This is a genomic window from Saccharothrix sp. HUAS TT1 (assembly GCF_040744945.1).
In the GTDB taxonomy this organism is placed as follows: domain Bacteria; phylum Actinomycetota; class Actinomycetes; order Mycobacteriales; family Pseudonocardiaceae; genus Actinosynnema.
Genome location: NZ_CP160454.1, coordinates 33,170 through 59,805 on the forward strand (window position 1 = coordinate 33,170; position 26,636 = coordinate 59,805).

The window sequence follows — 26,636 nt, forward strand, 5'->3', positions numbered from 1 at the left end:
CGGACCCACCAGGCCCGCCGGCACGCGCCCACCACCGGCCCGTCGACCCGAAAGGAGCGCCATGACCCTCCCCGCCGTGCCGCGCCTGCGGATCGACGCCCCCTCCGCGCCCATCCCACAACGGTTCGGGCTGTTCAGCGCCTCGACCGTCATCGACAACGCCGACCCGCACTCCCTGACCGGCGTCGAGTACGAGGTGGTGTGCTCGACCCAGGTCGACCCGTACCCGGCCGCCTGCCTGCCGCTGCCGCCGGACGTGTCGCGCGTCAAGCAGGCCGTGCCCACCACCGGCGTCGGCTTCGGCACCCCGTTCGGCGTGTACGCCGCCGACGACTGCGCGCTGGGCCGCGACCCCGACACCGCACGCCGCCAACTGCGGCAACGGTTCCTCGCCGGCGAACAGACCCAGGTCGAACGGATCGTGCGCACCGGCCTGCTCGGCAACTACCCCAACCTCGAACTCGAGGCCGTGCCGATCGGCCCCGGAACCGCGCTGCCCGTGCCGACCGCGATCGGGCTGCTGGAGCAGTGGCTGTCGGTGAACTACGGCGGCGTCGGCGTCATCCACGCCCCGCGCACCGTCGCCCCCTACCTCGGCACCATGCCGGAGCTGACCATCCAGGACGGGCAGGCCGTCACGATCTTCGGGTCGGTGTGGGCGTTCGGCACCGGCTACACCGGCGACCCGCCCGACCACCCGGCGGCCGACGACGAGAACACCGTGTGGCTCTACGCCACCCCGCCCGTCACCGTCCGCCGCTCGCGGCTGATCGAACCCGCCGGATGGGACAGCGGCGCGTTCGACATCGCCCAGAACATCGGGTTCCTGCTCGACGAACGGCTCTACGTCGTCGACTGGCCGTGCGGCACCGCCGCCGTCAAGACCACCCTGCCGCGCGTCTACGCCACACCCACGCCGGTGCCGCCCGCCCCACCCCAACCCGAACCCCCGGCGGGCGGCACCGGCGACCCCGCACGATCGGCGACCGCCTGACCAGCACCACCGCCCCCGACCCGGGGGTGCCGCTCCACCGACGTGCCGGGCTTGGCGCATCAGGGCCACCGGAAACCACCGCCACCGCCGGAGGTTTCCGTGACCGCAGTCCTACCGCCGCCCGCACTCGCCGCCCCGCGCGGCCCCGCGGCCAGCTCCCGCGCGGTGTGCCCGTCGTTCATCGGCGCCCGCGTCCTGCGCGCCACCGTCCTGGACGCCTGCGGCCGGGCCCCGCGCGGACCGCGTTCGCAGGCCGTGTCCAACGGGTTCATCCAGATCGAGACCGCCCCCGAGGTCCAGGAGGGGGAGGACTACTCGACCACCCGCGCGGACGGTGGCCTGTGCAACAACGAGTCGGGCCCGGATTCGTTGAAGTGGCTGAACGTGAGTATCCAGTTCTGCCAGGTGGACTTCGACCTGTTCGTGCTGCTCAACCCCACCTGGAAGCGGGTCACCAACGCGGCCGGCACCCAGTCGACCGGGTTCCGCATCGGCCAGTCGTTCTCCGACCGGCTCGGTTTCGCCCTGGAGGTATGGCCGCGCGTCGCGGGCGGCGACGTCGGCTGCGACGACCTCGACGACCCCGGCCCGCTCGACCCCGACGACGTGATCGACCCCAACGGCTACTTCCTGCTGCCGTGGGTGATCGCCCGCGCCCCCGACACCTGGACCCTCCAGAACGGGACGGTGACGTTCACGCTGCGAGGACGCACCCGCGCCGGGTCGCGCTGGCTGCGCGGCCCCTACGACGTGACCAGGGACATCAACGGCTCCCCGGCGCCGCTGCTCGTGCCGATCGAGGACGGCCGCGGCTCCTCCGGGCAGCGCCCCTACGACCCCGACCACTTCCACGCCGAGGTCGTTTCCGTCGCCCCGCCCGAGCCGACCTGCGGGGCGATCCCGCTGCCGCCGCTCGTGCTGCTCGACCAGCCCGACCCGGCCGACGCGCTCACCTGGCGCGCCACGATCAACAACGGCGGCGACCCGCTGCCCGACGGCACCCAGGCCCCGGTCACCGTCACCTGGTACGACGGCGACACGATCACCGAGGACCGGATCACCACCGCGCAGGGCTCGGTGACGCACACGTTCACCGTGCCGGGCCGCAAGAAGGTCACCGTGCAGTCCGACAGCGACGACCCGGCGCTGCCGCTGCGCCGCATCGTCCGGTTCGTCGACGCGATCACCGTCACCGCCGTCGACATCACCCCCGTGGACCCGGAGCTCCTGGAAGGCACCGCGCAGCAGCTCGTCGCCACCGCCACCCACTCCGATGGCACCAGCCTGCCCGTCACCGCCGTGGCCGCCTGGTCGAGTTCCGCGCCGACGATCGCCGCCGTCACCCCGGCCGGGGTGGTCAGCGCCCTCGCGCCCGGCACCGCCGCGATCACCGCCACCTACCGCGGCCAGTCCGGCACGACGCAGGTCACCGTCACCGAACTCCCCGTCACCACCGTGACCGTCACCCCCGCGACCGCGTCGGTGGAGGAAGGCGACACCACCCAGCTCGCCGCCACCGCCACCCGCACCGACGGCTCCACCATCGTCGTCACCGACCGCGCCGCCTGGACCAGCTCCGCCACCGGCACCGCCACCGTCGACGCGTCCGGGCTGGTCACCGGCGTGGCACCCGGCACCGCCACGATCACCGCCGCCTACGGCGGCCAGTCCGACACCTCCACGATCACCGTCACCGAGCTGCCGGTCACCGCGGTCACCGTCACCCCCGCGACCGCGTCGGTGGAGGAAGGCGACACCACCCAGCTCGCCGCCACCGCCACCCGCAGCGACAACTCCACCATCGTGGTGACCGACCGCGCCGCCTGGACCAGCTCCGCCACCGGCACCGCCACCGTCGACGCGTCCGGGCTGGTCACCGGTGTGGCGGCGGGCACCGCGACGATCACCGCGGCCTACGGCGGGCAGTCCGACACCAGCGCGATCACCGTCACCGTCCCGCCCGGCACCCTCGACCGGGCCGACGAGCGGCCCGACGACGAACCGGACGACGAGTCCGGCGACGACACCGGCAGCGCCAGGTCCTCGCGCCGGTCGACCACGCGCGGCCGGTGACCAGCGGCGATGCCGACACTCCGGGAGCTGCTGGACACCACGTGGCCCCTCCCCGCCGGGGAGGGGCCGTGCCGCACGTGGCCGCTCGATCCCGGCTGCGGCTGCCTGCCGGTCGCCGAACCCGCCGCCCCGCCCACGGGGGTGCCGCCCGTCGACCTCCTCGAACCCGAACACCGCTTCGCCGCCGAAGCCGCCACGTGGGTGCTGTGGTCGCTCACCGCGGGCCGCTACGGACTGTGCGAACAGACCGTCCGCCCCTGCCCGCCACCCACCCCGATCCCCACCCACCACGCCGGCCCGCTCGGGCCGCGGCCCGTGCTGTACGGCGGCCGGTGGCTCAACCTCGGCTGCGGCTGCCCCGCCCCCGGGCCGTGCGGCTGCTCGGGCGTCGACGAACTGCCGCTGCCCGGACCCGTCCACTGGGAACCACCCGCCCCCGGCGCGTCGCCGCTGGTCACCGTGCACATCGACGGGCAGGTGCTGCCGCCGGAGGCGTGGCGGTTCTCCCCACCCGACCGGTTGGTGCGCGTCGACGGGCAACGCTGGCCCACCGGCCAGGACCTCGCGCTGCCGCTGGACCGGCCCGGCACGTTCGGCGTCACCTACTGGACCGGCGAACCCGTCCCGCCCCTCGCACGCCGCGCCATGAGCGTCCTGACGTGCGAGTTCTACAAAGCCTGCCGGGGCGACTCGAACTGCGCCCTGCCCGAACGCCTCGTGCGCGCCGTCTCCCGCGAAGGCGTCGACTACGTGCTCATCGACCCGCTGGACATGCTCAACCACGGGCGCACCGGCATCTACGAGGTCGACCTGTTCCTGTCGATCGCCAACCCCGGCGGGCAGCGCTCCCCGTCGCTGGTGTGGTCGCCCGACCTGCCCACCCACCGCCTCGACCCCCACGGCCCGCCCCCGCCCGGCCACGCCCGCCCCGCGACCCGCCACCACCCGTGGTGAGCCCGATGACCAGCGCCGACACGCTGCCCGACACCGTCGAGGACAAGCTGCTCTGGCCGCTGCTGCGGGTGCTGCGCACCTGCGCCGCCACCCAACTCGGCCTCGTCCGCCGTTCGGTGTGCGCGTTCCCCATCGTGGTGGGCGCCACCGCCCCGCCCGCGGATCGCTGCGACTGCACCTGCCGCCCGCCCGGATCCACCGCACAAGGCCAAGGGCAGGCGTGGATCAGGTTCGTCACCGGCCGCACCGTGCCCCGCACCGCCGCCAACGGCCGCCAACTCCCCGCCGACGTGTGCGGCGGCCTGTCGTGGGCGCTCACCGTCGAACTGGGCGTCTACCGCTGCTGGCCCACCCTCGACCAACACCGCAACCCGCCGTCGGACGCCGCCTACGACAAGGCGTCGCACGGCATGACCCGCGACCAGGCCGCGCTGCGCCGCGCCGTCGCCTGCTGCGCGCCGCTCGCGCGCAAGAGCGTGCCGTGGAACATCGACCAAGCCGGGCCCATGAGCCCGTCCGGCGGCTGCGTCGGCGTCTACCAGACCGCCACCTTCACCCGCGACGACTGCACCTGCCCGCAAGGCGGTGAACAGCGGTGACGCCGCCGATCCCGGCACCGCCGCGCACCAGCCGCGTCCGCTCCCGCGCCCTGCACGCCGACGCCACCCCCGCGCCCGGCCGGCGCGTCACCGCCCGCATCCTCGCCGCCCCGCCGTGGACCGGCGACCGCACCAGCCGCGTGCTGGGCACCGCGACCACCTGGTCCGACCAGGCCGGGCTGTGGGCGCTGGACCTCATCCCGCACACCGCGTTCCGCGATTCCGACCACGTCCTGGTCGAGGTCGTCGAATCCGCGGCCGACGGCGACGACCCGGTCGTCCAGTTCGCCCGCGTCCCACCGTCGGACATCCCGTTGTGGCTGGGGGACCTGCTGGTCGACCCGCCGGTGCCGCCGGTGCCGCCGTGGCGACCGGTCAAGGCGCTGACCGACCTGCTCGACGTCGACCGGCTCTCGCTGGAGACCGCCAAGCCGGGCGACCACCTGCTGTTGCTGCCCTCGGGGAAGTGGGGCGCCAGCCACGGCCCGCTCGGGCTCACCGTCGTCTGGACCGCCGACCCCGACGACGCGCACGGCGTGCGGCTCGTCGTGTCCGGCTTCGGCGGACGCGGCGCGGTGATCGACTTCGGAGACGGCACCCCGACCCGGCCCGTGACCAGCGCAGACCCGGTCCCGCACCGGTACGGCGAGATCGGCGAGTACGAGGTGCGGGTCACCGACGTGCTCTACCCGGCGTTCACCGGCACCGCCCGCACGGTGATCAAGGGCCGCGACCCGCGGGCCCACCTGTTCGTCGACAGCGACGACGACTGGGCCGTGCTGCTGTGGATCGACGAACCCGACGACGCCACCCGCTTCACCGTCGACTGGGGCGACGGCACCCGAGAGGTGCTGCCCGGCCAGCGCCGCGTCCCGCCCCGCCCGCGCGTGCGCCACCAGTACGGGCAGGCCGCCGTGTGGACGATCACCGTCACCGATCTGTCCTCCCAGCGCACCGCCCGCCTGACCGGCACCACCGGCGACGTCGGCATGGCGTTCGTGTTCGACGACAGCGCCTACACCCCGCGCGCCATCTGCCTGTGGTTGCGCACCGGCGCGACGTGGGAGCTCTACACCGACGACGGCTCCCCGTCCCGGTTCGGGACCGTGCCCGCCTCCGGCCGCATCAGCGAGATCAAGAACGAACCGATGGACGTCGGCAGCCACCGGATCGGCGTGCGCGAGTACGTCGACGACCTGGTGCGCCGCGACAGCCACCGCGTGGTCACCATCCCGAACCAGTGGGACTGGCGGCTCGACGTGTGGTTCGGGTGGCGGCGCGAACACCACGCACCCCACCCCGACCCGGCCGCCCCGGCGCCGCAGATCGTGCGCGTCGCCGCGAAGAACGCCCGAGTCGACTGCCTGATCACCTGGGGCGACGAGAGCCCACCGCAGACCATCGCGCCCGGCGTGGTCGCCGTGCACGACTACGCCCTGCCCATGCCCCGCGAAGGCCGCCTGCTGCGCCTGGAGGAACGCCAGGAGTTGCTGCCGCCCGGCGTGCAGCAGCGGGTGTTCAGCCGCCTGCTCGGCGAACCCCGCCACATCGGCACCCCCATGCTCAACGCCCGGTCGGCCGGCGCGGTCGACCTGCACATCGGCGGCATGGACACCGACACCAACGGCGACTGGTACCAGGTCAACTGGGGTGAATCCGGCGCGGCCGTCGAGGACGGCGCCGCGCTGGGCCGCTGGTGGCCCGCCCTCCACACCTACCGCTCGCCCGGCACCTACCGGCTCACGATCGACGCGCCCGGAATGCCCGAACCCGTCGTCCGCACCGTCACCGTCGTCGACTACCCGTCGCCGCTGGTCACCGTCACCGAAGACCCCGACGCCGCAGACCCCGCGCACCTGACCGCGCTGGTCACCGTCGACAACACCGCCTCCGGCGGGCCCGCCCGGGTCGACTTCGGCGACGGAAGCCCGCCGGTCGTCGTCGACGAGCTCGGCGCGGTGTCGCACCGCTACCCCGACCCGGCGCCGGCCGCGTCCGCCACCTACTGGGTCATCGCCGCCGCGCAGGCCGACCCGACCGCCAAGGGCCGCCGCGGCGTCGCCGTCCCGTTCCCCGAAGTCCCGCCGGACACCTTGGACTTCACCGTCGACCGCTGGGGCGACAACGCCTACGGCGTCGAGCTGGTCGTCACGCGAGGCGACCAGAGCAAGGAAATCCTGTGCGACTGGGACGACGGCACCGGCCAGAAGGTCACCGTCAACCTTCCGGCGCACCACGCCTACGTCTACGCCGCCGCCTACACGATCACCGTCGGCTACGGCGACGGCTCCGAGTCCAAGAGCCGCGTGGTGCCGATCCCGTGGGCCGCGCCCGTCGGGAGCCAGCCATGACCGAACCCGTCGTCACCTGGTCGGCGAACAACCTCTTCGCCCGCCGCATCCGCGTGTCCGTCGCGAACTGGATGTTCGGCTGGACCGCCTACCTCGGCGACTACCAGATCGCCGAGAACACCGGCGACCGGCCGATCGAGCACACCTACAACCGGCCCGGCTGCTACTGGCTCTACGTCACCCGACAGGGCCAGTCCACCGCGATCGGGCAGCACCAGGTCGTCATCCGCGCCGGCCGCGACCCCGACGTCACCTTCAGCCGCGACCCGCACAACCCCGCCGCGATCCGCGTGCACTGGCCCGCGCTCGACGACACCCGCGTGGTGTCGGACTACGTCGTGGACTGGACCCCGCACGACCCCGACGACCCGCCGGTCACCTACACCGACTGCCTGCCCGGCACGTTCGTCGAACGCGTCTTCCCCGACACCGCCGACCGGCCCATCACGATCACCGACCTGGCGACCAAACGCATCCGCCAGTTCACCCCGCACCTGCCCGCCCCGGCCGAGGACCCCGCGTTCAGCCTCTCCGCCACCGGCCGCGTCGTCACCCTCACCGTCCACCCCGCCGACCGGGCCGGACGGCGCCGCTCCGACGACTCCCTGCTCGTCGACTGGGGCGACGGCAGCCTCGCCCAACCGCTCGACGGCGACATCGTCACCCACACCTACCCGGCCGGCCCGCAACGCACCCACCTCGTGCAGCTGTGGCACGCCGACGCGTCCGCATCCACCACCAAGGCCATCACCGTGGGAGGACCGCAGTGAACAGCACCGACAACCCCACCCGGGACGCCGACGAGCACACCCACGACGCCGCCGGCGCGCGCGCCGACGCCGTGCTGCTGTGGGTGCCGGCCGCGCTGCGGGAACGCGGCGTCGTCCTGGCCCTCACCGGCCTCACCGGCTCCGTCGACCTCGACTTCGGCGACGGCACCGACCCCGTCCGCACCGCCGCCGGCGCACCCCCGATCCCGCACACCTACACCACCGCGGGCCGCGCCTACCTCGCCACCGCGTGGCAGGACGGCGACCTGGTCGCCGAAGCCCAGATCGTCGTCCGCGCCGGCCTCGCCCCCGCGGTCACCTTCGCCACCGCCGCCGACAACCCCAACATCGTCGAGGCCACCGTCACCGCCGACCCCGCCGACCTGGTCTCGCGCTACGAGTTCACCTGGGGCGTCGACGGACCGGTGGAAACCCTGTACGCGCCGAAGGGAACCGTGCTGCGCCACGGCTTCCACGCCGGCACCCACACCATCACCGTGCGCGACCTGCACACCGGCCGCGTCTCCTCCACCGACGTGGAGGTCACCGACCTCCAGTACGACCCGGACTTCGACCTCTCCCAGGGCGCCGACGTCCGCACCGCCCAGCTCACCGTCACCGCCTCCGCCGAGGCCAAGGAACTGCTCATCGACTGGGGCGACGGCGAACAGAGCACCATCCCCGCCCCGGCCGACGGCGACACCAACGTCGGCCAGAAGCGGTCGCACACCTACACCCGCGACGACACCTACATCGTCCAGCTCGTCTACAGCGACGGCTCCACCGACGGCAGCTCCAAGACCGTCACCATCCCCTTCCCCGCACCGCCCGCCACCGGCGACGACACCGCCGACCGGGCGGGCAAGGCGGGCCGGCGGTGACCAAACCGACCAGCCGCCTGGACTGGTTCCCCGACCCGACCGACCCGCTCGCGGTGCGCGCGGCGTGGTTCGGCGCGGGCTGGCACTACACCCTCGAATGGGGCGACGGCACGCGCGACCGCCTGCTGTTCTGGCAACCGCCCCGGCGGCACGTCTACCCCGCGCCGGGCCGCTACACCGCCGTCGCCACCGCCGAGTTGGCCCACTCCAAACCGGTGTCCATGCAGGTGGTGCTGCGCCCCACGCTCACACCGCAGGCCGGATTCGAGCTGATCCCGGACACCACCCGGGTCCGCGCGACGCTGGAGCACCACGACGAGCAGGTGCTCTACCGCGTCGACTGGGGCGACGGCCGGGTCAGCCAGCACGACGTCCACGACCTCGCGCCCGAGCACGAGTACCTGCCCGGCATCGGCACACCGACCATCACCGTCGTCGACGTCCCCGCGCGCCGCACCGGCCGGTTCACCGGCCCCGAGATCCCCGACCCGCCGCTGCCGGAGTCCGGGCCGCGCACCGAATGGCGGCTCACCACCCCGCTGGGCAGCGGCCGGCTCGACCTGCACGGCTTCCCCGCGCACACCACCGTGGAACTCGGCCGCGCCGGATGGGGAAGCGGCAGCACCCCTCCCGGCACCGTCGTCACCGACGCCCACGGCCGCGCCGCCCGCGACTACACCCTGTGGCCGACCAACGCGCCGTGGCTGGACGACTGGCAGTCGATCCACGTGCGCTGGACCGACCCGGACAACGGCCGGTTCCGGCAGCGGTGGCAGCCCGTGCAGGTGTGCGAATGGCTGGGCGGCCCCAAGCACGACGACACCGTGTGCCAGGAACCCAACCCGTCGCAGCGGAACTCGCCCCGCAACCCCTGCAACGAACTGCCGCTCACCGTCGACTGGGAGATCGGCTCCCCCCAGATCGTCACGCTCACCTGCGCGCCCGCCGTCGACGGCACCTGGACCGTCGAGTGGGGCGACGACGTCACCGACCAGGTCCCCGTGCAGCGGGGCGGGTTCTTCACCGCCACCCACGACTACGGCCGGCTGCGCGAGGTGTGGCCCAAGGTCACCGACCCGCGCGGGCGCGTCGGCCGCCGCCGGCTGCGGCAGATCCGACCCAAGCCCCGCACCTGGACCGACGGCTCCCTGGCGATCTTCCAGGAGTGGGAGCAGCACGTCGCCGACTGCGCCTACCTCGGCTACTGCGACCCGTACTCGGTGATGCGCGTGGACTGCGGCGACGGCCGCCCCCTCGCCCAGGTGCACCGCCCGTCGCTGGTCTGCCCCGACCGCTCCGGCAACGGCTTCTCCTACGCCGCCCCCGGCAGCTACCTGGTCACGATCCACGGGCCGATGAGCGAACCGGTCACCTACACCCACGTGCAGAAGACCAAGAGCGGCCTCGGCGAGGCCGAGTTCCCCATCCGCGAACCGGCCAACCCGCTCACCCAGACCTTCCACGTCGGCGACGTGTCCAAGCCCGACCGGTACACCGCCTGGTTCGAGATCACCAACAGCGCCACCGAGCCGGTGCCGTGGCGACTCGACTTCACCCTCGCCGCCCCCGCCCGCCTGGCCGACGTCCGGTCCTGGGTCGGCACCGCGAGCGTCACCGACCTCGGCGGCGGCAAGTGGCGCATCACCTGCGACACCCCGGCCCGGCCCCGAGACCCGTTCCGCGTGGAGATCACCGTCGAACCCTGCGGCAGCCCTCGCGTGTGGCCCGCCGACATCCACCTCTCCCCGCCGGGATGACCAGCCCCACCACACGAGAACCACCGCTACGGAAGGACGAAGCGCCGTGAACTACGACGACACCGACGCCTACAACACCACCCCCGAACCCGTCGACGACGGCACGCAGGCCATCGCCGACGAGCCGCCGGGCGCCGGTGACGACTGGCAGACCAAGTACAAGGAGCTGGAAACCAAGTTCAACAACCTCAGCACCGGCCTCACGAACCGGCTCAACACCCTCAACACCACCGTCGCGAACAACAAGACCGAACTGACCACGAAGATCGGCACGGTCGAGGGCACCGCGAACTCGGCCAAAACCCAGGCCGACAACAACAAATCCAGCATCGACGCCTTCCAGGGCAGCCTCGACACCCTCACCCACCAGGTCGGCGACGCCGTCGCGGCCACCACCCTGGTCGTGCAGCGCTTGGACAACGTCGAGTCGTGGCAGAGCGCCATCAACACCGGCCTGGTCAAGGGCGTGCAGCAGGCCAAGGACTTCGCCCGCGAAGTCGGCACCTCCGCCCGCACCTACACCGACCAGACCGCCGCCGCGCTGCGCAACCAGGCCAAGCAGGACAAGGACGAACTCGGCACCGCGATCGGCAACCTCACCGAGTCCCACGAGGAGCTGGAGACCGCCTACCGCGGCCACGCCCACACCGTCGCGGTCACGGGCGAGTTCACCACCGGCCGCCCCGACGAGGAGCGCCGGTGACCACCCAAACCCCTCCCGGCGTGGAGGCCGCCGTCCAGCGCTACGCCCCCCAGCCCGGCGGCTACCCGCTCGCCGTGCGCCTGGCCGCGCACAGCCCGGTCCTGGACTGGTACGCCGAGCTCATCGCGCCCGCCGGGGCGACCGTCACCGCCGGACCGCGTACCACCATCGAGCCTCGGCCGCTGTCCACCCGCCTGCGGCCGTCCACCCCGACGATCACCCCCGCCGGCGGCGTCGGCTACGCCGTCGTGTTCGCCGCGATCGGCGGCACCCAACTCGCCCCCACCCACCTGCGGGTGTGGGCGAAGACCGACCAGGGCAGCGGATACGCGCCGATCACCGGCGTATTCACCACCGGCCGCCGGGGCGCGCTCGTGCCCGCCCGCGAAGCCACCTGGCCCGGGTCGACGCGCATCGTCACCGACCCGCACGCCTGGGACTGCGACGACTTCGGCTTCGGGTTCGGCGGAGGAGGAGGCGGTGGAGGCGGAGGCCAGGTGGAGCTGCTGGTCGAGGTCGACGACCGCGGCCAACTGCGCCGCCTGGTGCACAAGACGGACGCGGGCGGCGGCGGAGGAGCGGGAGGCGGCGGAGGCATGGGCGCCGCCGCCGAGCAGTACGCCGCCGCCGGCGAGCAGGAACAGCAGCACGGCCAGGACCACAACAGCCACGGCGGCGGCAACCCGCTGACCGCCCTCACCGACAGCGTCACCCGACTCACGCAGCGCGTGGAGAACCTGGAGAACCGCCGATGAACACCCCACCCGTGAACTGGGACGCCGCCGCCACCGCAGACACCCCCGACCCGACCCCGCAGCACGCCGCGCACGCCCCCGTCCCGAGGACGAATCTGCCCGAGCTGCCCGAGATCATCGGCCGGCTGCCGATCAAGCCCGGCACCGGCGTCGCGGTCCTCCAGCTCCCTCAGCCGGTCAAGGGCGTTAGCTGCGCCGCGGTGTTCGCCAACAGCAGCATCCTGTCCGACTGCGACCGGCCCGCGCCGAGCCTGTGCAACCGGCCCGCGGTCAAGTACGCCCGCCCGCTCAACGACCGCGAGATCGAGGTCGTGTTCTGGGACGGCGACGAGAAGATCACCGGCCCCGGCTGGAAGGACAACCCCTACCCGGGCGGGCAGCTCGAAACCCGGGTCGTGCCGATCGGCGTGCCGTTCGTCGAGGTCAAGCTCGTCGTCGGCCGCACCATCCAGTGCGGCTGCGACCCGGAGCGGTGGGCCGGCGACGACTACCCCGTCGGAGGCTGAGCCGTGGTCAACACCAGCATCCCGCGCCCCCGCGACGTGCAGTGCCACCACCACGCGGCATGGGCCTACCTCACCGTCCCGCCCAAACGCGGCCACGGCCAGCAGGTGCAGTACAAGCCGCCCGGCGGCCCCGACTGGGAGATCCCCGGACAGCAGGGCCAGCAGTGGCTCGTGCCGATGCACCAGACCGGCGAGACCCAGTGGCGCGCCCGCTACACCCGCGGCTCCGACAGCGGCTCCTGGACCACCGGCCGGGTGTGGATGCCCGACGGGTTCACCGAGGACGGCACCGCCCCGCCCACCCGGCCCCGCCCGCCGCACACCCTGCTCAACCAGTGGGACGGCACCTACGAGGTCGGCCTGAGCTGGACGCAGGACGACGAGGCCCGCTCCTGGCGGGTCGTCGCCACCACCCCCGACGGGCACATCGACGTGGACACCGTCGTCGACGAGCCGAGCTTCGCCGTCGGCGACGTGCCGTTCGAGCAGGCGCTGACCGTCGAGATCCGCGCGGTGATCGGCGCCGCCGAATCCGACCCGCTCACCGCCGTGCTTCCCGCCGCCACCGGCCGGCCGGCCACCCCGACCGACCTGCGGGTCACGCCGGGGGAGACGACGTTTGACCTGGACTGGGTTCAGCCCGACGACGACACCCAGCACTGGCAGGTGATGTGGATCGAGTCCGACCTTGCCCGCCGCGACCCGCGCGCCGACCCCAGCGGCACCGAGCAGGTGTTCGGGCAGCCCACCCACACCATCACCGGTCTGAAACCGGGCACCAGCTACAACCTCATGGTCGTCGCCCGCTGGCGATGGTCGTCCTACTCGGAGAAAGGCGCCCAGGACACCGTCTCCACCCACGGCGGCGGGCCGCGCGTGCCGCGCCCCCGGGTCGGGGAGGTCACCGCCACCAGCGTCGAGCTGTGGTGGAACGAGGACACCGGCGCGACCGGCTGGGCGGTGCGCCGCAAGCCCGGCCACTCCCGGCACAAGCCCACCGGCGAACCCCGCTGGCTCGCCGACGACCTCGCCCCCGGCACCACCTACGAGTTCGGCGTCATCGCCGTCAACGACGACACCGGCCAGGAGTCCGACGAAGCGGTCCTGCCGGTCACCACCCTCGACGACCGGCCGCAGCCCGCGCCCGAGCCGCCGACCGGGCTGTTCTTCCACTGCATCGCCGACACCACCGCCAAGGCCGAGTGGGACCAGCACCCCGACGTCGACGCGTGGGAGGTGTGGGTCGACGACGACCGCGAGGAAGGCGCGATCTCCACCGTCACTCCGCTGGTGAACCTGCGGCGGCTTCTGCCCGACACCACCTACACCGTCCACGTGGTCGCCGTCGTCGGCGAACCCGGCACCCCCGACTACCGGGAGTCCGAACCCGCCTCCGGCTCGTTCACCACGCTGGACACGGTGCTGCCGCCGGACGAGGACCCCGCCGGCGACCTCCCCGCACCGGACCACCTCACCGTCGCGGCCGTCTCCGACACCGAACTGGTCGCCACCTGGACGGAGGTCCGGCCACAGCCAGCCGCCGACACCCAGTTCTACGTCGTCTCCGTCGACGGCGTGCGCTGGGAACGGGTCAACGCGCCCGTCGCCCGGTTCACCGACCTGGTGCCCGGCACCCACACCGTCCACGTCTACGGCGTGATCGACAGCAAGGTGACCGGCATCGCCCGCAAGGCCAGCAGCCCCAAGGAGGCGAGGGCATGATCGCCGTCGAAGCGACCCGCAAACCCGTGCTGGAGCACGCCATCCCGCCCGGCTCGGTCAAGCACGGCTACACCACCAAGCCGGTCAGCCGCGCCTACTGGTGCGCGCTGAACAAGCCGACCGCCGGGTGCGGCGCGATCGGCAACGAACCGCAGTCCGTCGAGGGACCGAAGGGCTTCCCCGCCGCCGGCCCGCCCGACGGGCAGCTCGCCTCCGGCGGCCTGTCCCGGTTCGGCGTGCTGGACGGCCCGACCGCGCCGGGCGGCAAGCCGTGGCCCGCGACCGCCGTCACCCCGGGGGCGCCGCTGCGCGTGCGGTGGTGGCTGACCGCGCCGCACCGCACCGCCCGCTGGCACTACTGGATCACCCGGCAGGGCTGGAACCCCGGCGACGGCCTCACCCGCGACGCCCTGGAACTCGTCGCCAACGTCGAGTGGACCTGCCCCGACAACGCCAACTGGAAGTGCTACGTCCCGGTCAAGGACACCCACCACTTCCTGTACCTGCCGCGCGACCGCACCGGCCGGCACGTCCTGCTCGCGATCTGGGACGTCGCCGACACCGGCAACGCCTTCTACCAGGCCGCCGACCTCGACTTCGCCGCCGACTCGCAGCGGGCGGGCGACTTCGAAGGCGACGACGACGAGGTGACCGTCTGATGATCGAACTCACCGTCGAATGGGACGGCACCCCCACCCCGTGGTGGGGCACCGCGAAGTTCACCCTCACCAACAACACCTCCGCCACGCTCGACGACCCGCTGATCGAGTTCACCGTCCAGACGCGGCAGCAGCTCGCCAAGGACCGCGGCCTGGACTACCAGCGGCCCGACGGTTCCAACCACGTCAAGGCCCGCCTGGAGCAGTGGCTTCCCCACAAAGTCGAGGCCGGGCACAGCGTCGAGTTCACCGTGGGCATCGGGCCCGCCGACCAGCAACCCGGCATCGGATCGCTGCCCGGCGACCTGAAGGTCAACGGGCAAGGCGTCGACTCGCGCGGCGGACCCGACGCCCCGACCGGGCTGCGGGTGGTCCGCACCGGCCGCGACAGCATCGTCATCGCCTGGGACGCAGTCACCACCTACCCGCCCGGCGTGCGCGACTACTGGGTCTCCTACAGCCGCGAAGGCGGCGAACCGCAGGGCGGTTGGACCGGCGGACGCACCGACCTCACCGCGTCCGGCCTGTTCTCCGACACCGACTACCGGTTCACCGTGTGGGCGATGGGCAGCGACGACCGCACCGGCAGGATCGCCGCGATCACCGCCCGCACCCTCGGCAACGAGCGGCCCCCGCCGCCGCCCGCCGGGTTCCCGCGCAACGCCCCGTTCGTCGACGCCGCCGCCTGGCCCACCCCACGCCTCGGCAAGATCGTCACCGGCGCCGACGTCAACGGCCTGTTCCTCGGCTTCCTCGCACCCCGCCAGGTCGATGGCCGCACCCGCGCCACCTGGGCCGGCCTCGGCTCCACCTGGGACAAGTACGAGCCCATCCCCGACAGCGAGTGCCGGCCCGGCCCCAACGACGGCCGCACCCACTCGTCGGTGGCCGCCGAGTCCGGCTACCTGAAGTGGCTGATCCAGCCCCTCCAGCAGCGTGGGACGAAGTTCGTCATCTCCGTCGGCGGGGCCTCGGCGCACCCGATCGAGGAGGCCGACGACCTCACCGCCGCCGACGCCGCGCAGGAGTACCTGGCGGTGCTCGACAACTACGGCACCAACCTGATCGACTTCGACGTGGAGGGCTCGGCGCTGGGCACCGACGCCTACCGCCGCAAGCACGCCGACGTGCTCGCCGAGATCCGCAGGCTGCGGCCCGAGGTGCGCATCAGCCACACCCTGCCCGTCGACCGCGACGGCTGGAACCCCTCCACCATCGCCCTGATGACCGTCCTCGCCGGCTCCGACTACAAGCCCGACCTGCTGATGGGCATGTTGATGGAAATGCGCGGCAGCGAGGACTACTGGCAGATCACGCGCATGTCCGCCGAGGCGATGGTCGAACAGACCGCCGCCACCTTCGGCTGGACGACCGCGCAGGCGTGGTCCCGGTTCGGGGCCTGCCCGATGTACGGGCAGAACTGGAACAAGCGCGTGTTCACCGTCGAGCACATGCGCTCCCTGGTCGCCTTCGCCCAGGAGAAGAACATCGCAGTCGTCTCCGGCTGGGACGCCACCCGCGACTACAACCAGGTCAACCCCGACCGTGCCTGCGAAGACACCCCGGACTGCCCGCCCCAGCCGGGCGAGGGCTCGCTGAACACCTGCACCCGCACCCCGCAGGACCACCTCCAGTTCAGCAGGCTCGCCGCGAGCTACAACGGCCCCCGCGCCCCGCGGACCGGTGCGGCGGACGACGAGCAGGCTGCGCCGATCGGGCCCGACGCGGAAAGCGGACCGGCCGCGGAGAGCGGGGCGCACCCGGCCGACCCGGGCGGGCCGCCCGCGCCCCACGGGCTGCTCGTGGTGCCGCTCGGCCTCGGCCCGGTGCCCCACCGCGACGGCTACCTGGCCCGCGTCTCCTGGAACCCGGTCGCCTACTCCGGCGGGATGCGCGACTACTGGGTGGCCTACCGCGACGGCAAGTCGCCGCTGCGCGTCGGCGCCTGGAGCGGCGGCCGGACCGAGCTCGTCGTCAAGCGTCTCCTGCCCGGCCCGTACCGGTTCTACGTGCAGGCGGTCGGCAACGACGGCAAGTGGGGCGCGGAAGCCAGCTACGACCTCACGATCGTCGGCAAGTTCCCCGACGAGGACGCCGACGCCGGCACGCCCCTGCCCGTCGCTCCGGTGCACGACGACGGCCGCGACCCGGCCGGCCTCGGCCCGCACGACCCGCAGGCGGGCGATCTGCCCTCCGAGACCGCCTCGGCCGGGGCCGGGGACGCGGCCTTGCCACTGCCCACGCCGGGCTGCGACGACGTGACGGTCACCGTCAACGTCACCGTCGACGGGAAGTCGTGCCGATGAACGCCATCGTCACGGTCAACGTCAACGTCGACCACCGCGGCCCGCAACCCCACGACCCGGACCGGAAGAAAGGCGCCCGTTTCTGGCCTCCCGGCGACCCGTTCCGCTGCAAAGGCACCTACACCCGCTACAACCAGAAGACGAACACCTCCCGGGCGTATTTCAGCCCATGCATCTACTCGTTCACAGACAAGGGCCTCTACTGGGGTCGGGCCAAGCTGAAGATCAGCGCCGCCTACCACCACTCGTGGAGCGGCTGGAAAACAGATCCGCAGGTCGGGTTCACCAACGCCATCCTGTACGCGGTGCGGCAGAACGGCGACACGCTGGAGACCCTGGCCAAGAGCCCGGTCGCCGCGTCCGACGGCGAGGGCGACACGATCATCCTCGACATCCCGCCGTTCTCCGTCGCCGAGAAACCGGACAAGGTGCTGGTGTGGTGCGGAAAACACAGCGGCCACTTCGACCGCGAAGGACCGTCCAATTACGCGCCGGTGTACTTCGGCGAGTACTACGACTACCCATTCCACTGAAAGCGGGGAAACGACGTGAAATCCGTCCGGCCCTCGCACCTGGCGTGGGTGCGCTGGTACACCGAGAACCGGCCCGAGTGGGGCTGGCGGTCGTTGACCTTCCCCATCACCGTGCACGACGGCCCGTGGGCGCGCTGCTACTACCACGCGTTCTCGTTCTGGTTCGCCGGACCGGCCGCCGGCGACCGCGAACGGCAGGGCTACACCGGGCTGCTGGCGTGGGACGGCGTCCAGTACGCCAAGTTCTCCGCCTTCGGCGACGGCGTCGAGCCGATCGACACCGCACACTGCTGGAACAGCGCGGACGGCGGCTCGGGGTGCAGCTGCGAGGTCGAGCTGCCGCACGTGCCCGGCCGCGAGTACCTGTACACCGTCGAGAACGACTCGCTCGCCGGCCTGCACGGCGGCGACGAGCGGATCTGGCACGGCTGGTGCACCGACCCGGTCACCGGCCGCGAGGACCGCATCGGCACCTGGCGGGTACCGGAGGGCTTCGGCGGCCTGGACAGCGAGTGGACCGCCTTCCACGAGGCGTACACCCACCTGCCCGACTGCTCGGCGCTGCCCTACACCCGCGTCACCTTCGGTGAGCCCTACAGCGTCCCCGACCACGCCCAGGGCCGGCTGGGGGACGCCTACGAGTCGCCGATGTCGCGCTGCCAGGGCGCGTGCGGCTTCGACTGGTGGCGCGAACCCGCCGAACACGGCGGCGTCACCGTCGAGACCGGCTTCCGCGACCGCCACCGGCCCCTGCCGCGCGCAGGCGGCGTGGACGTGCAGGTCGACGTGCGGGTCACCGACCCGCCCCGAACCCCGCCCGGCCGCACCGGCTGACCCCCGGCCGGGCGGCGCGGACACCCCGCGCCGCCCGGCACACCACCCCGACCGACCGACCGACACGTGGAGGACCCCCGATGGTCACCCCGAGCCACGTCGCCCGCCTGCGCTGGAATTTCGCCAACGTCGGCAACGCCCCCGGCGGCGGCTTCCGCGACCTCACCTTCCCGATCACCGTGCACGAGATGGACCCGCTCGACCGCGGCTGGTACTTCGCCATGCAGTGGCGCTGGTCCAACGCCAGCGCCTATCCGATGGCCTACACCGGGCTCCAGCCGCGCGCCGACGGCACCTGCTTCACCCCGTTCAGCCTGTTCGGCAAGGGCGGCGAAGTCGTCGACACCGAACGCTGCAAGGGCGGCGCGGACTTCGGCGACGGCATCACCTGCAACAACGTCCCCGGCATCCGGGACTTCCGGCTCGGCCGCCGCTACCTGCTCACCGTCGACCAGGACGCCGACGACGAACGGCTGCACCGCGGCTGGGTCACCGACGAGACCACCGGCCTGTCCGCCGCCACCGGCGCGTGGCGCATCCCCGCCGGCCACGGCGGCGTGACCGGCTACCACGTCGGGTTCCTGGAGTACTACCGCGCGCTGGCCTCGTGCGAGCAGCTGCCCTACGCCCGCGTCACCTACGGTCGCCCCTACTCCACCAGCGGCGCCAAGACCGGCCAGCTCGAAGACCCCGCCGAGCGCGCCGACAAACCCTGCGCCGGGAAGTCCGGGTTCCGGTGGGTCCGCAACCCCGACGGCAGCGTCACCGTCGAGGTCGGCCACCGCCGCCGCACCCGGCCGACCCCGCCGCCCGCCCCGCGCCCGCGCGTCGAGGTGGCCGTGAACGTCACCGTCGGCGGCCTCCCACGGCCCCCGCTGCGCGCGCAACCCGCCGGGCACGACCCGGGCGGCGGCTCGCCCGATCCGGCCGCCGAGCTCGTCGACCCGCCCCCGACCTCACGGAGGACGACCACCCCATGAACCCCCTCGACCCGCCACGCCGCGACGACCAGCCCGGCGGCGGCCACCGCGGCGACCAGCAGGACGTGCCGCCGCTCGCCCGCAACCTCCTGCCGATCGCCTCCGCCGTGGGCCTGGTCCTCACCGCCCTGCTGCCCGTGCTCGACCTGCTCGGCGTGCAGCTGCCCGACGTGCTGCCCGACCGCGTCGCCACCCTCATCGGCGCGCTGTTCCTGCTCGGCACGCTCGTCTACTCGCGGCTGCGCACCACCCCGCTCGTCGACCCCCGCGACCAGGACGGCCGGCCCCTGGCCATCACCCAGCCGACCATCCGCCCGGCAGAGCCGGACCAGCGGTGGCGCAACCCGGACGACTGACTCCGGCCGGTGTCGTGACGCCCACCGGTCCCCGCCGGCGACCACCACCGCGAAGCGAACGGAGCACCACCGTGACCAGCTCGACCGAACCCGTCTCCGTGCCCGCACCCGAGGGCACCAGCAACGTCTACAACCGCATCCCCGGCCTGTTCTTCCGCACCACCGGCATCGGCGACACCGACGAGGGCAGCGGCGACAACCCGTGGGAGACCGGCTCCTACGACTACGCCCTCATCAACGCCGGAATCGCCAACTTCAACATCCTCGAATACACCTCCGTGCTGCCCGCCGAAGCACGCGCGATCCCGCTCGCCGAAGCCAAGAAGCACTTCCACCACGGGTCCGTGCTGGAGTGCATCATGGCCCACGTCAACGGCAAGAAGAACGACATCCTCACCGCCGGCGTCGGCTCCGTCCACGTGTGGGACAAGCAGGAACACCGCTACATCGGCGGCTACGCCTGCGAATACACCAGGAAAACCACCGGAAGCACCGCCGCCAAGGAGAAAGAGAAAGCCGAGGCCGGTCTCACCAACGACCTCAAGAACCTGCTCAAGCGCCGCTACCCGAACAACGACACCGCCAAGCGCTACATCTACGACTTCCCCGAGCACCTGGTGACCAGCGTCGAGGTGAAGAAGACGTACGGCACCGCGCTCGCGTCGCTGTGCTGGATCACCTTCGGCTACGCCGACGTGCCTACTCAGCTGTTCGACGCCGTCGAGCCGTGGCCCCGCGACCGCGACCAGGCGGGCGGCGACGACCCCGGCTCGGACGCCTGACCCGCCGTCATGCCGCGCGACCCGGAGCCGGTCGCGCCCGCACCGCCCGAGGAGGAACCCGTGGGTGTCGACGTCACCGTCACCGTCAACACCATCGGCGGGCCGCCACGCCGCCGCAACGATCGCGTCGTGCGCAAGCCCGGCGAATGGCAGGAGGACTACTCGACGTTCGGCGAATCGCTGATGAAATGGCGACCGTGGGGCACTTACGTCTACAACGATAACGACGGCGAGTGGTACGCCGGGTTCAACCCGGAAATGTACTTCTACTACACCACCGGCGACGGCCAGTGGCACAAGGACCACGGCACGCTCACCAACATACAACTCGTAGTAGACGAGGACACCCCGCACCGGCAGACCGAACGGCGGGAAGGAATCGAGATCCGTGACGGCGCGGCGAAAATCTGGGACCTGACTTTCCCGGTGCCCTTCCGCACGGACCACACCTACAACACGTACATCACCAAGAGATACGGCTACTGGGCCGACGAAGGATGGCCCGGCGAATCCGAAATCTGGTCCCGCAGGCTCTACGACGACCGCTGGAACCTCGTCCCCGAGCCCCCACGCACAAGGCTGACGTTGCCCGACGACCCCGAGTTCGCCCTTCCCCCCGTACCGAGGCGCTGAACACCCGTCGGATCCACGCGGCCCCCGGTCCCCGCCGGCCCCGTGAACCCCGACACCCCCGAAGGGCACGCCGATGGTCGACCTGTACTACGGCATCGACATCTCCAGCCACAACGACATCGACGACTGGGCCGCCGTGCGCGGCAACAACATCACCTACGCCTCCGTGAAGACCACACAGGGCGACTACTACATCAACCCCAAGCACCAGGGCCAGATCGACGGGGCGCGCAACGCCGGCGTCCTGCCCGGCGCCTACCACTTCGCCGACCCCAACACGCCCGTGGCGCGCAACATCGACCACTTCGTCAACATCTCCCGCAGTCGCGGCGTGTTCGACACCGGCTCGTTCATGCCCATGCTCGACGTCGAGGACAGCGCGCCCGACGGCATCCACTGGAACGCCTGGACCGCGAACACGTTCATCCCGCAGTTCATCCGCGGGCTGCGCGACCGCACCGGGCAGGGCCTGGTCTCCGTCTACGCCAGCCTCAACGACTGGCGCGTCCTGCTGCGGCCCGACGAGTGGGCCGACGACCAGGTGCGGCTGTGGGTCGCGGTGTTCAACGGCGACCCCGGCAACCTCCAGGGCCACCAGGACGGCCGGGTCGCGCTGCACCAGCACACCGCCCACGGCAACGTGCCCGGCGCCCGCGGCTACATCGACCGCAACGTCACCGTGAACGACTACAGCCTCGAACAGCTCACGATCGGCAGCGTCACCGCCCCGCCGCAGCCCGGCCCCGCCCCGCAGCCCGTCCCGACTCCCGGCGGCTGGGTGCCCTACTCGGTGAAGGCCGGCGAGAACCTGTCGGTGCTCGCCGCCCGGTTCGGCACCAGCGTCGACGAGCTGGTGCGGGTCAACGCGATCCGCGACCGCAACCTGATCTACCCCACGCAGGTGCTCATGGTCCCCGGCGGCACCGGCGGCGGCGACGGGTCGTTCCCGCACCGCATCAACCCCGGCGAGACCCTGTCCGAGCTGGCCGCCCGCTTCGGCACCAGCGTGGACGCCATCGTGGCGCTCAACGGCATCCCCGACCGCGACTACGTCCGCACCGGCGACTGGATCAGCATCCCCGGCTCCGGCGGCGGGGGTGCGCCCGCCGGGCGGGAGTACCAGGTCAAGCCCGGCCAGTACCTCGGCGGCATCGCCCAGGAACTCGGCGTCACCGTCGACCACCTGGTGCGGCTCAACAACATCCAGAACCCCGACCTCATCCACCCCGGCGACCAGCTGCGCTACTGACCCACACACCGCGAAGGAGACCCCCACGTGGTCGACAACCAGCACCGCAAGATCACGGGCTTCCGCGACCTCACCGAAGCCGAGATCGCCCTGATGAACCGCATCAAGGCCCTCGGCGAACAGGCCGCCGCCCTCTACCACGAGGTGTACGGACTGCCCGATACCGACAAGCGGTGCGCCAACATCGCCCGCACCGAACTCCAGGACGGGTTCATGTGGCTGGTGCGGGGCGTCGCCCGCCCCGACGACCCGTTCGACCGGCCGCCCGTCACCGCCGACGTCTGACCGGCCACCCCACGCCCCACCCGGCCCGGCCGGGTGGGGCGTTCTCGAGAACGAGCCGCGTGTCCGGTCCGGTGGAACAGGACACTTCCACCCCGGAACCACGACAAACCCGCCGCGCCGCAGGCCTGCGCCACGCCCCGTCCGCTAAGGTCGCCGGCGGGTATCGCGCGGGCCCGTCTCCGAGTCGACACGACCCCCACGTGGTCGGGACGGCGCAGAGGACAAGCTGGCCCCCAGGGGTTTCAAGCGCAGCAGCAGCCACCGCACCGGCCGTCCTCACCGACCCGAGCGGGGCGACGTGGGCACCCCGCCGAAGGGCCACCGATGGGCGACCACCGCACCCGTGACCAGCGCCAAGCCGTCCGCGCGCACATGCGGGAACACGGCATCACCAAGTACACCGAGGGCCTGCGCGCCTTCCTCGCCGCCCAGGACCGGGACACCGACCCGCGGGCCGCCGCGCCGCAGGTCGACGCGGACGCCGCGCCGCTGCCCGACCCGCCCATCGACCACGAGTGGGGCGGCCACGACTTCGGCCTCACCCGCGAAGACGTCTACCAGTGCTGGATGTGCGAGCGCCACGAGGTGACGGTGCGCCGCGACGACGGCACGATCGAACCGTGCCCCGGCATGGCCGCCTGGGGCGACGACCCCGCCCGCGTCCACCTGCTGCTCACCATCAACCCCGACGCCCCCGACTTCCTCACCTCCGCCGTGGCGTGGAGCGTCGGCAAAACCCGCCTCGGCCGCACCCCCCAGTACTCCTATCGCGACGACGGGCGGCTGCTGCTGGTCGAGTCCGCGCCCACCGTGGCCGACGAGCTGAAGTTCCGCATCGAGCGGCTGGACCTCCGGTGCAGGCCGGTGTCGATCCACCGGGTGAACGACACGCCCGCCGTCGCCTCCATCGCCCGCATCACCGACGAGCAGGCCCGCCGGTACATCGCCGAGAACTACGCCGCCTACCTCGCCAAGTACGGCGAACCGGACAGGTAGAACCAGGGGACGCGCCACCGGCCCGGCGGTCACCCGTCGGCGTGAACCATGATCGCGCGCGGCGCCGCCCCTGGTAGCTTCCGTGGTGACCGGGCTGGCTACGGGCCGCCGGTCACCACGGAAGGACCGGGCTGGCTTGTGGGCCGCCGGTCACCGCAGGGGACACCGGGCTGGCATGGGGGCCGCCGGTGTTCCCGCACCACCAGGGAAACCACCGACCTCCCACCCGCCCATCGGCGTAACACCGTGTGGAGCTGCGCGCGACCGCGCTGATCGAACTGCTGCGCGCGGCGGTGCTGGCCGGTGTGGTGCGCCTGGCCCGCGACCACGCCCGCGAGCACGCGCTCGCCGTCGTCGACGAGCTGGCGCGTGAACTGGAGACGGACCTCGCCGCCGCCGCGGACCTGCTGCGCACGGCCATCCGCGACGGGCTGGTGGAGCAGCACGACGACGTGCCGCCCTCCGAGTCGAAGGACGGGCCGCTGGGCCACCTGTGGCGTGGTGTGCGGCCCACCGACGCCGGCCTCTCCCTCCTGCGCCTCTGACGGCTGCCCGACCTGGGTGCGGTACGGTCCGTTCCGGCTGCCGCACGTCGCTGCCGGAATCCGAGCCGTCGCCCCCCACGCGGGCCGACGGCGACGAGGACAAGGGTCGATGACCACCACGGGTGGTGCTGGGGACTCACGTGCAGACGGACACCACCTCGTGCACCGGTCGATCACCGCCGGTTGGGTGGCGTGGGCTCCCGACCGCGAAGAGACGATCATGACCGACAACGCCCGCAGCAAGCGCCGCAACCGCGACCGTGCCCGCCGTGACGACCAGCCCTACACCCGCGCCCGAGGCCGGCGCAGCGACCCGTGGCGCGCCGACGGATCGAACGGCATGGGCATCAACCTGTCGCGCGCCGACCTGGAGCGCCTGATCTCCGAGGTCGAACCCGACTTCCGCGAGATCGACCCGTACCGGCGGCAGGCCGCCTACAGCGCCGCGTCGCGGCTCTACGACGAGCTGGTCCACCAGACCGACGACCCGACGTGGAAGCAGGCGGCGCGCATGGCCGCGCAGCGTTACGCCATCGAGGCCGCCCGCATCCGCTGGCAGCACCGCATCCCCAGCCCGCGCCCGCTGGTCGAGGCCACCCTGCTGGGCCTGGGCTCGTGCGGGCACTGCGGCCGTCCCTGGAGCTCCGCCCCAGCCGAACGGTGCGAGCACTGCCCGCAGCTCGTGCAGGGGCCCACGCCGGACTCCGCCGAGGGCGCCGACCACTACGGGCCCGGCAGCCCCGCCGACATGGAGGAGATCCTGACCGTCCTCTTCCAAAACCGCGTCGACCGCGAAACCGAGGACGCGTTCCGGGCCGGCCACCACGGCGGACAGCTCGACCCCGCCCTGGAGCACCTGGCCCAGGAGATCGCCACCCACCACGTCGCCGACACCCGGCAGCCGTTCGACACGTCGGTGGAGAACACCGTGCGCCGACACGGCGTCGACGCGTCCGGCTGGACCGTCGAGGACCTGGCCGCCGCGATCATCCACGGCCGCGAACTCGTCAGCGAGCACGGCATCATGACCTGGACCATGCCCGACGGCAGGCCGAGCCGGGCCGTAGCCGGCGGCAGCGAGGAGACCCGCGCCCACGACACCCGCACCGCTGCCCGCCTGCTCGGCACCCCCGAACCCGACGAAGACTGACCGCGCACCGCGCGCCCGCCCGACCCCACCGCCGGGCGGGCGCACCCGAGCAGGACCGCGCCGCCCTGTCGACCTCCAGGCCCCACGGTGAACCAATCTTTGACAGCTGACCCGCCGAAAGGATCAACGACACCACGGGTCCGGCGCACCAAATACGGGGTGTACCCGCAGGTATACGCCATATCTACTTGATCGACTCCGGTGCTCGGCCTGATGATCAAAGCTCGGGTAGGCAAGAACCAAACGCTAGGAGCCCGGATCCGGGCTCGCTCTCCGGCGCGGGATTTGCCACCCTATCGGTGTGTCCGAGACCGACGCCCTTCCCGACCTGGCCGTGAACGCCGACGTCGAGCTGCGCCCCGCGGTCCTGCGCACCTACTCCGACAACACCCTCGGCTGCTACAGCCGACGCCTCGCCCACTACCAGCGCTGGTGCGCCGCGCAGAGCCTGCAATCCAGCGTCGCGCACATCGACGACGCCAAGCTCCTGGCCTACGTGCAGGCCCAGATCGACCGGTGGAAGGACCCCGAAGAGACCAACGGCCGTAACGGGCGCGGCAGCGGCCCCTACGTGCTGCTGCGCCCCGACTCCATCAAGCAGGCCATCAGCTCGCTGGTCTACCACGCCGAGAAGGCCGGCTTGCGCCCACCGGACTCGCGCCCCGCCCGCGAACTGCTCAACGCCTTCGCGGCGAAGTGGAACAGATCCGGGCAAGGGACGCTGTACCGCATCCCCGGCCGCCGCAACCCGCGTACCGCCCGCCGCACCACCTGACCCGGCCCGCCGGGTCGCCGACGCGCGCCGTGCCCGCGCGCGGGCGACGATGGAGCCATGCCCGCGCACACCACGTTCCGGGACGCGGAGATCCGCAACCTGCTCACCGGCCCCACCGGGCCCGTCGTGCGCACCGTCGAGACCGTCGCCCGCCGCACCGGCAACCTCGCCCGCGTGTTCGTCCCCGTCGACAAGGGCACCCTGCGCGGCAGCATCCGCGAGATCATCGTCATCCGCGGCCAGCTCGTCGTCGGCCGCGTCTTCACGCCACTGGAGTACGGCCGCTACCAGCACGACGGCACCGGCGTCTACGCCGGGCGCGGACCGATCGAGGCGCCGCCGGGCAAGGTCCTGGTGTTCGTGCCGAAGGGCGGCGGCCCCACGATCTACACCAAGCGCGTCAAGGGCACCCCGCCCACCAAGTTCCTGCTGCGCGCCCTGCGCATCGCCTCGCCGTGGCCGGTGCGCGACCACAGCGGCTGACCCGC

The 26,636-nt window shown here is 72.6% G+C and carries 27 protein-coding genes; all 27 read left to right on the forward strand.

The genetic code is table 11. The features are described from left to right. The first annotated feature begins 61 nt into the window (after positions 1-61). Positions 62-994, forward strand: a complete 933-nt coding sequence (locus AB0F89_RS37665; RefSeq protein ID WP_367139607.1) for a hypothetical protein — start codon at positions 62-64, stop codon at positions 992-994. Positions 995-1,093: 99 nt separating this feature from the next. Further along, positions 1,094-3,067, forward strand: coding sequence for an Ig-like domain-containing protein (locus AB0F89_RS37670; RefSeq protein ID WP_367139608.1), 1,974 nt, complete (start codon positions 1,094-1,096; stop codon positions 3,065-3,067). 9 nt (positions 3,068-3,076) lie between these two features. Next, positions 3,077-4,021, forward strand: coding sequence for a hypothetical protein (locus AB0F89_RS37675; protein WP_367139610.1), 945 nt, complete (start codon positions 3,077-3,079; stop codon positions 4,019-4,021). 5 nt (positions 4,022-4,026) lie between these two features. Further along, on the forward strand, positions 4,027-4,620 hold the full coding sequence (locus tag AB0F89_RS37680) for a hypothetical protein (RefSeq protein WP_367139612.1): 594 nt from the start codon (positions 4,027-4,029) through the stop codon (positions 4,618-4,620). Next, complete coding sequence (locus tag AB0F89_RS37685) at positions 4,617-6,971, forward strand: hypothetical protein (RefSeq protein WP_367139614.1); 2,355 nt, start codon at positions 4,617-4,619, stop codon at positions 6,969-6,971. The genes AB0F89_RS37680 and AB0F89_RS37685 overlap by 4 nt, the downstream gene beginning before the upstream one ends. After that, on the forward strand, positions 6,968-7,741 hold the full coding sequence (locus AB0F89_RS37690) for a hypothetical protein (RefSeq protein WP_367139616.1): 774 nt from the start codon (positions 6,968-6,970) through the stop codon (positions 7,739-7,741). The genes AB0F89_RS37685 and AB0F89_RS37690 overlap by 4 nt, the downstream gene beginning before the upstream one ends. After that, entirely contained in the window at positions 7,738-8,622 is an 885-nt protein-coding gene (locus AB0F89_RS37695) for a hypothetical protein (RefSeq protein ID WP_367139618.1), read from the forward strand. The genes AB0F89_RS37690 and AB0F89_RS37695 overlap by 4 nt, the downstream gene beginning before the upstream one ends. Further along, the gene (locus AB0F89_RS37700) at positions 8,619-10,379 is read left to right on the forward strand and encodes a hypothetical protein (protein ID WP_367139620.1); all 1,761 of its coding nucleotides are present in this window, start codon (positions 8,619-8,621) and stop codon (positions 10,377-10,379) included. Before AB0F89_RS37695 ends, AB0F89_RS37700 begins: the two co-directional genes overlap by 4 nt. A 46-nt stretch (positions 10,380-10,425) precedes the next feature. After that, complete coding sequence (locus AB0F89_RS37705) at positions 10,426-11,082, forward strand: hypothetical protein (RefSeq protein WP_367139622.1); 657 nt, start codon at positions 10,426-10,428, stop codon at positions 11,080-11,082. After that, entirely contained in the window at positions 11,079-11,837 is a 759-nt protein-coding gene (locus AB0F89_RS37710) for a hypothetical protein (protein WP_367139623.1), read from the forward strand. The genes AB0F89_RS37705 and AB0F89_RS37710 overlap by 4 nt, the downstream gene beginning before the upstream one ends. After that, the gene (locus AB0F89_RS37715) at positions 11,834-12,343 is read left to right on the forward strand and encodes a hypothetical protein (RefSeq protein WP_367139625.1); all 510 of its coding nucleotides are present in this window, start codon (positions 11,834-11,836) and stop codon (positions 12,341-12,343) included. The genes AB0F89_RS37710 and AB0F89_RS37715 overlap by 4 nt, the downstream gene beginning before the upstream one ends. A gap of 3 nt (positions 12,344-12,346) precedes the next feature. Further along, entirely contained in the window at positions 12,347-14,065 is a 1,719-nt protein-coding gene (locus AB0F89_RS37720; protein WP_367139626.1) for a fibronectin type III domain-containing protein, read from the forward strand. Continuing rightward, positions 14,062-14,724, forward strand: coding sequence for a lytic polysaccharide monooxygenase auxiliary activity family 9 protein (locus AB0F89_RS37725; protein WP_367139628.1), 663 nt, complete (start codon positions 14,062-14,064; stop codon positions 14,722-14,724). Before AB0F89_RS37720 ends, AB0F89_RS37725 begins: the two co-directional genes overlap by 4 nt. Then, positions 14,724-17,030 (forward strand): hypothetical protein, encoded by a 2,307-nt coding sequence (locus tag AB0F89_RS37730; protein WP_367139630.1) that lies wholly within the window; start codon positions 14,724-14,726, stop codon positions 17,028-17,030. Before AB0F89_RS37725 ends, AB0F89_RS37730 begins: the two co-directional genes overlap by 1 nt. Continuing rightward, on the forward strand, positions 17,027-17,563 hold the full coding sequence (locus tag AB0F89_RS37735; RefSeq protein ID WP_367139632.1) for a hypothetical protein: 537 nt from the start codon (positions 17,027-17,029) through the stop codon (positions 17,561-17,563). Before AB0F89_RS37730 ends, AB0F89_RS37735 begins: the two co-directional genes overlap by 4 nt. Positions 17,564-17,578: 15 nt before the next feature. Then, the gene (locus AB0F89_RS37740; RefSeq protein WP_367139633.1) at positions 17,579-18,397 is read left to right on the forward strand and encodes a hypothetical protein; all 819 of its coding nucleotides are present in this window, start codon (positions 17,579-17,581) and stop codon (positions 18,395-18,397) included. 80 nt (positions 18,398-18,477) lie between these two features. After that, positions 18,478-19,377, forward strand: a complete 900-nt coding sequence (locus AB0F89_RS37745; RefSeq protein ID WP_367139635.1) for a hypothetical protein — start codon at positions 18,478-18,480, stop codon at positions 19,375-19,377. Further along, on the forward strand, positions 19,374-19,733 hold the full coding sequence (locus AB0F89_RS37750) for a hypothetical protein (RefSeq protein ID WP_367139637.1): 360 nt from the start codon (positions 19,374-19,376) through the stop codon (positions 19,731-19,733). Before AB0F89_RS37745 ends, AB0F89_RS37750 begins: the two co-directional genes overlap by 4 nt. A 71-nt stretch (positions 19,734-19,804) precedes the next feature. Then, complete coding sequence (locus tag AB0F89_RS37755; protein WP_367139639.1) at positions 19,805-20,515, forward strand: pyruvoyl-dependent arginine decarboxylase; 711 nt, start codon at positions 19,805-19,807, stop codon at positions 20,513-20,515. 60 nt (positions 20,516-20,575) lie between these two features. Next, positions 20,576-21,148 carry a hypothetical protein gene (locus AB0F89_RS37760; RefSeq protein WP_367139640.1) on the forward strand — a complete coding sequence of 191 codons (573 nt, stop codon included), beginning with the start codon at positions 20,576-20,578 and terminating at the stop codon, positions 21,146-21,148. A gap of 73 nt (positions 21,149-21,221) precedes the next feature. Beyond that, positions 21,222-22,397, forward strand: a complete 1,176-nt coding sequence (locus AB0F89_RS37765) for a LysM peptidoglycan-binding domain-containing protein (protein ID WP_367139642.1) — start codon at positions 21,222-21,224, stop codon at positions 22,395-22,397. A 27-nt stretch (positions 22,398-22,424) separates the two neighbouring features. Beyond that, the gene (locus AB0F89_RS37770) at positions 22,425-22,682 is read left to right on the forward strand and encodes a hypothetical protein (RefSeq protein ID WP_367139644.1); all 258 of its coding nucleotides are present in this window, start codon (positions 22,425-22,427) and stop codon (positions 22,680-22,682) included. A gap of 324 nt (positions 22,683-23,006) precedes the next feature. After that, positions 23,007-23,678, forward strand: coding sequence for a hypothetical protein (locus AB0F89_RS37775; RefSeq protein WP_367139645.1), 672 nt, complete (start codon positions 23,007-23,009; stop codon positions 23,676-23,678). 248 nt (positions 23,679-23,926) lie between these two features. Next, positions 23,927-24,223, forward strand: a complete 297-nt coding sequence (locus tag AB0F89_RS37780; protein ID WP_367139647.1) for a hypothetical protein — start codon at positions 23,927-23,929, stop codon at positions 24,221-24,223. Between the two features lie 220 nt (positions 24,224-24,443). Next, positions 24,444-25,373, forward strand: a complete 930-nt coding sequence (locus AB0F89_RS37785) for a hypothetical protein (protein ID WP_367139648.1) — start codon at positions 24,444-24,446, stop codon at positions 25,371-25,373. Positions 25,374-25,674: 301 nt separating this feature from the next. Beyond that, positions 25,675-26,148, forward strand: a complete 474-nt coding sequence (locus AB0F89_RS37790) for a hypothetical protein (RefSeq protein ID WP_367139650.1) — start codon at positions 25,675-25,677, stop codon at positions 26,146-26,148. A 57-nt stretch (positions 26,149-26,205) separates the two neighbouring features. Next, positions 26,206-26,631 carry a hypothetical protein gene (locus tag AB0F89_RS37795; protein WP_367139652.1) on the forward strand — a complete coding sequence of 142 codons (426 nt, stop codon included), beginning with the start codon at positions 26,206-26,208 and terminating at the stop codon, positions 26,629-26,631. Positions 26,632-26,636 lie beyond the last annotated feature (5 nt).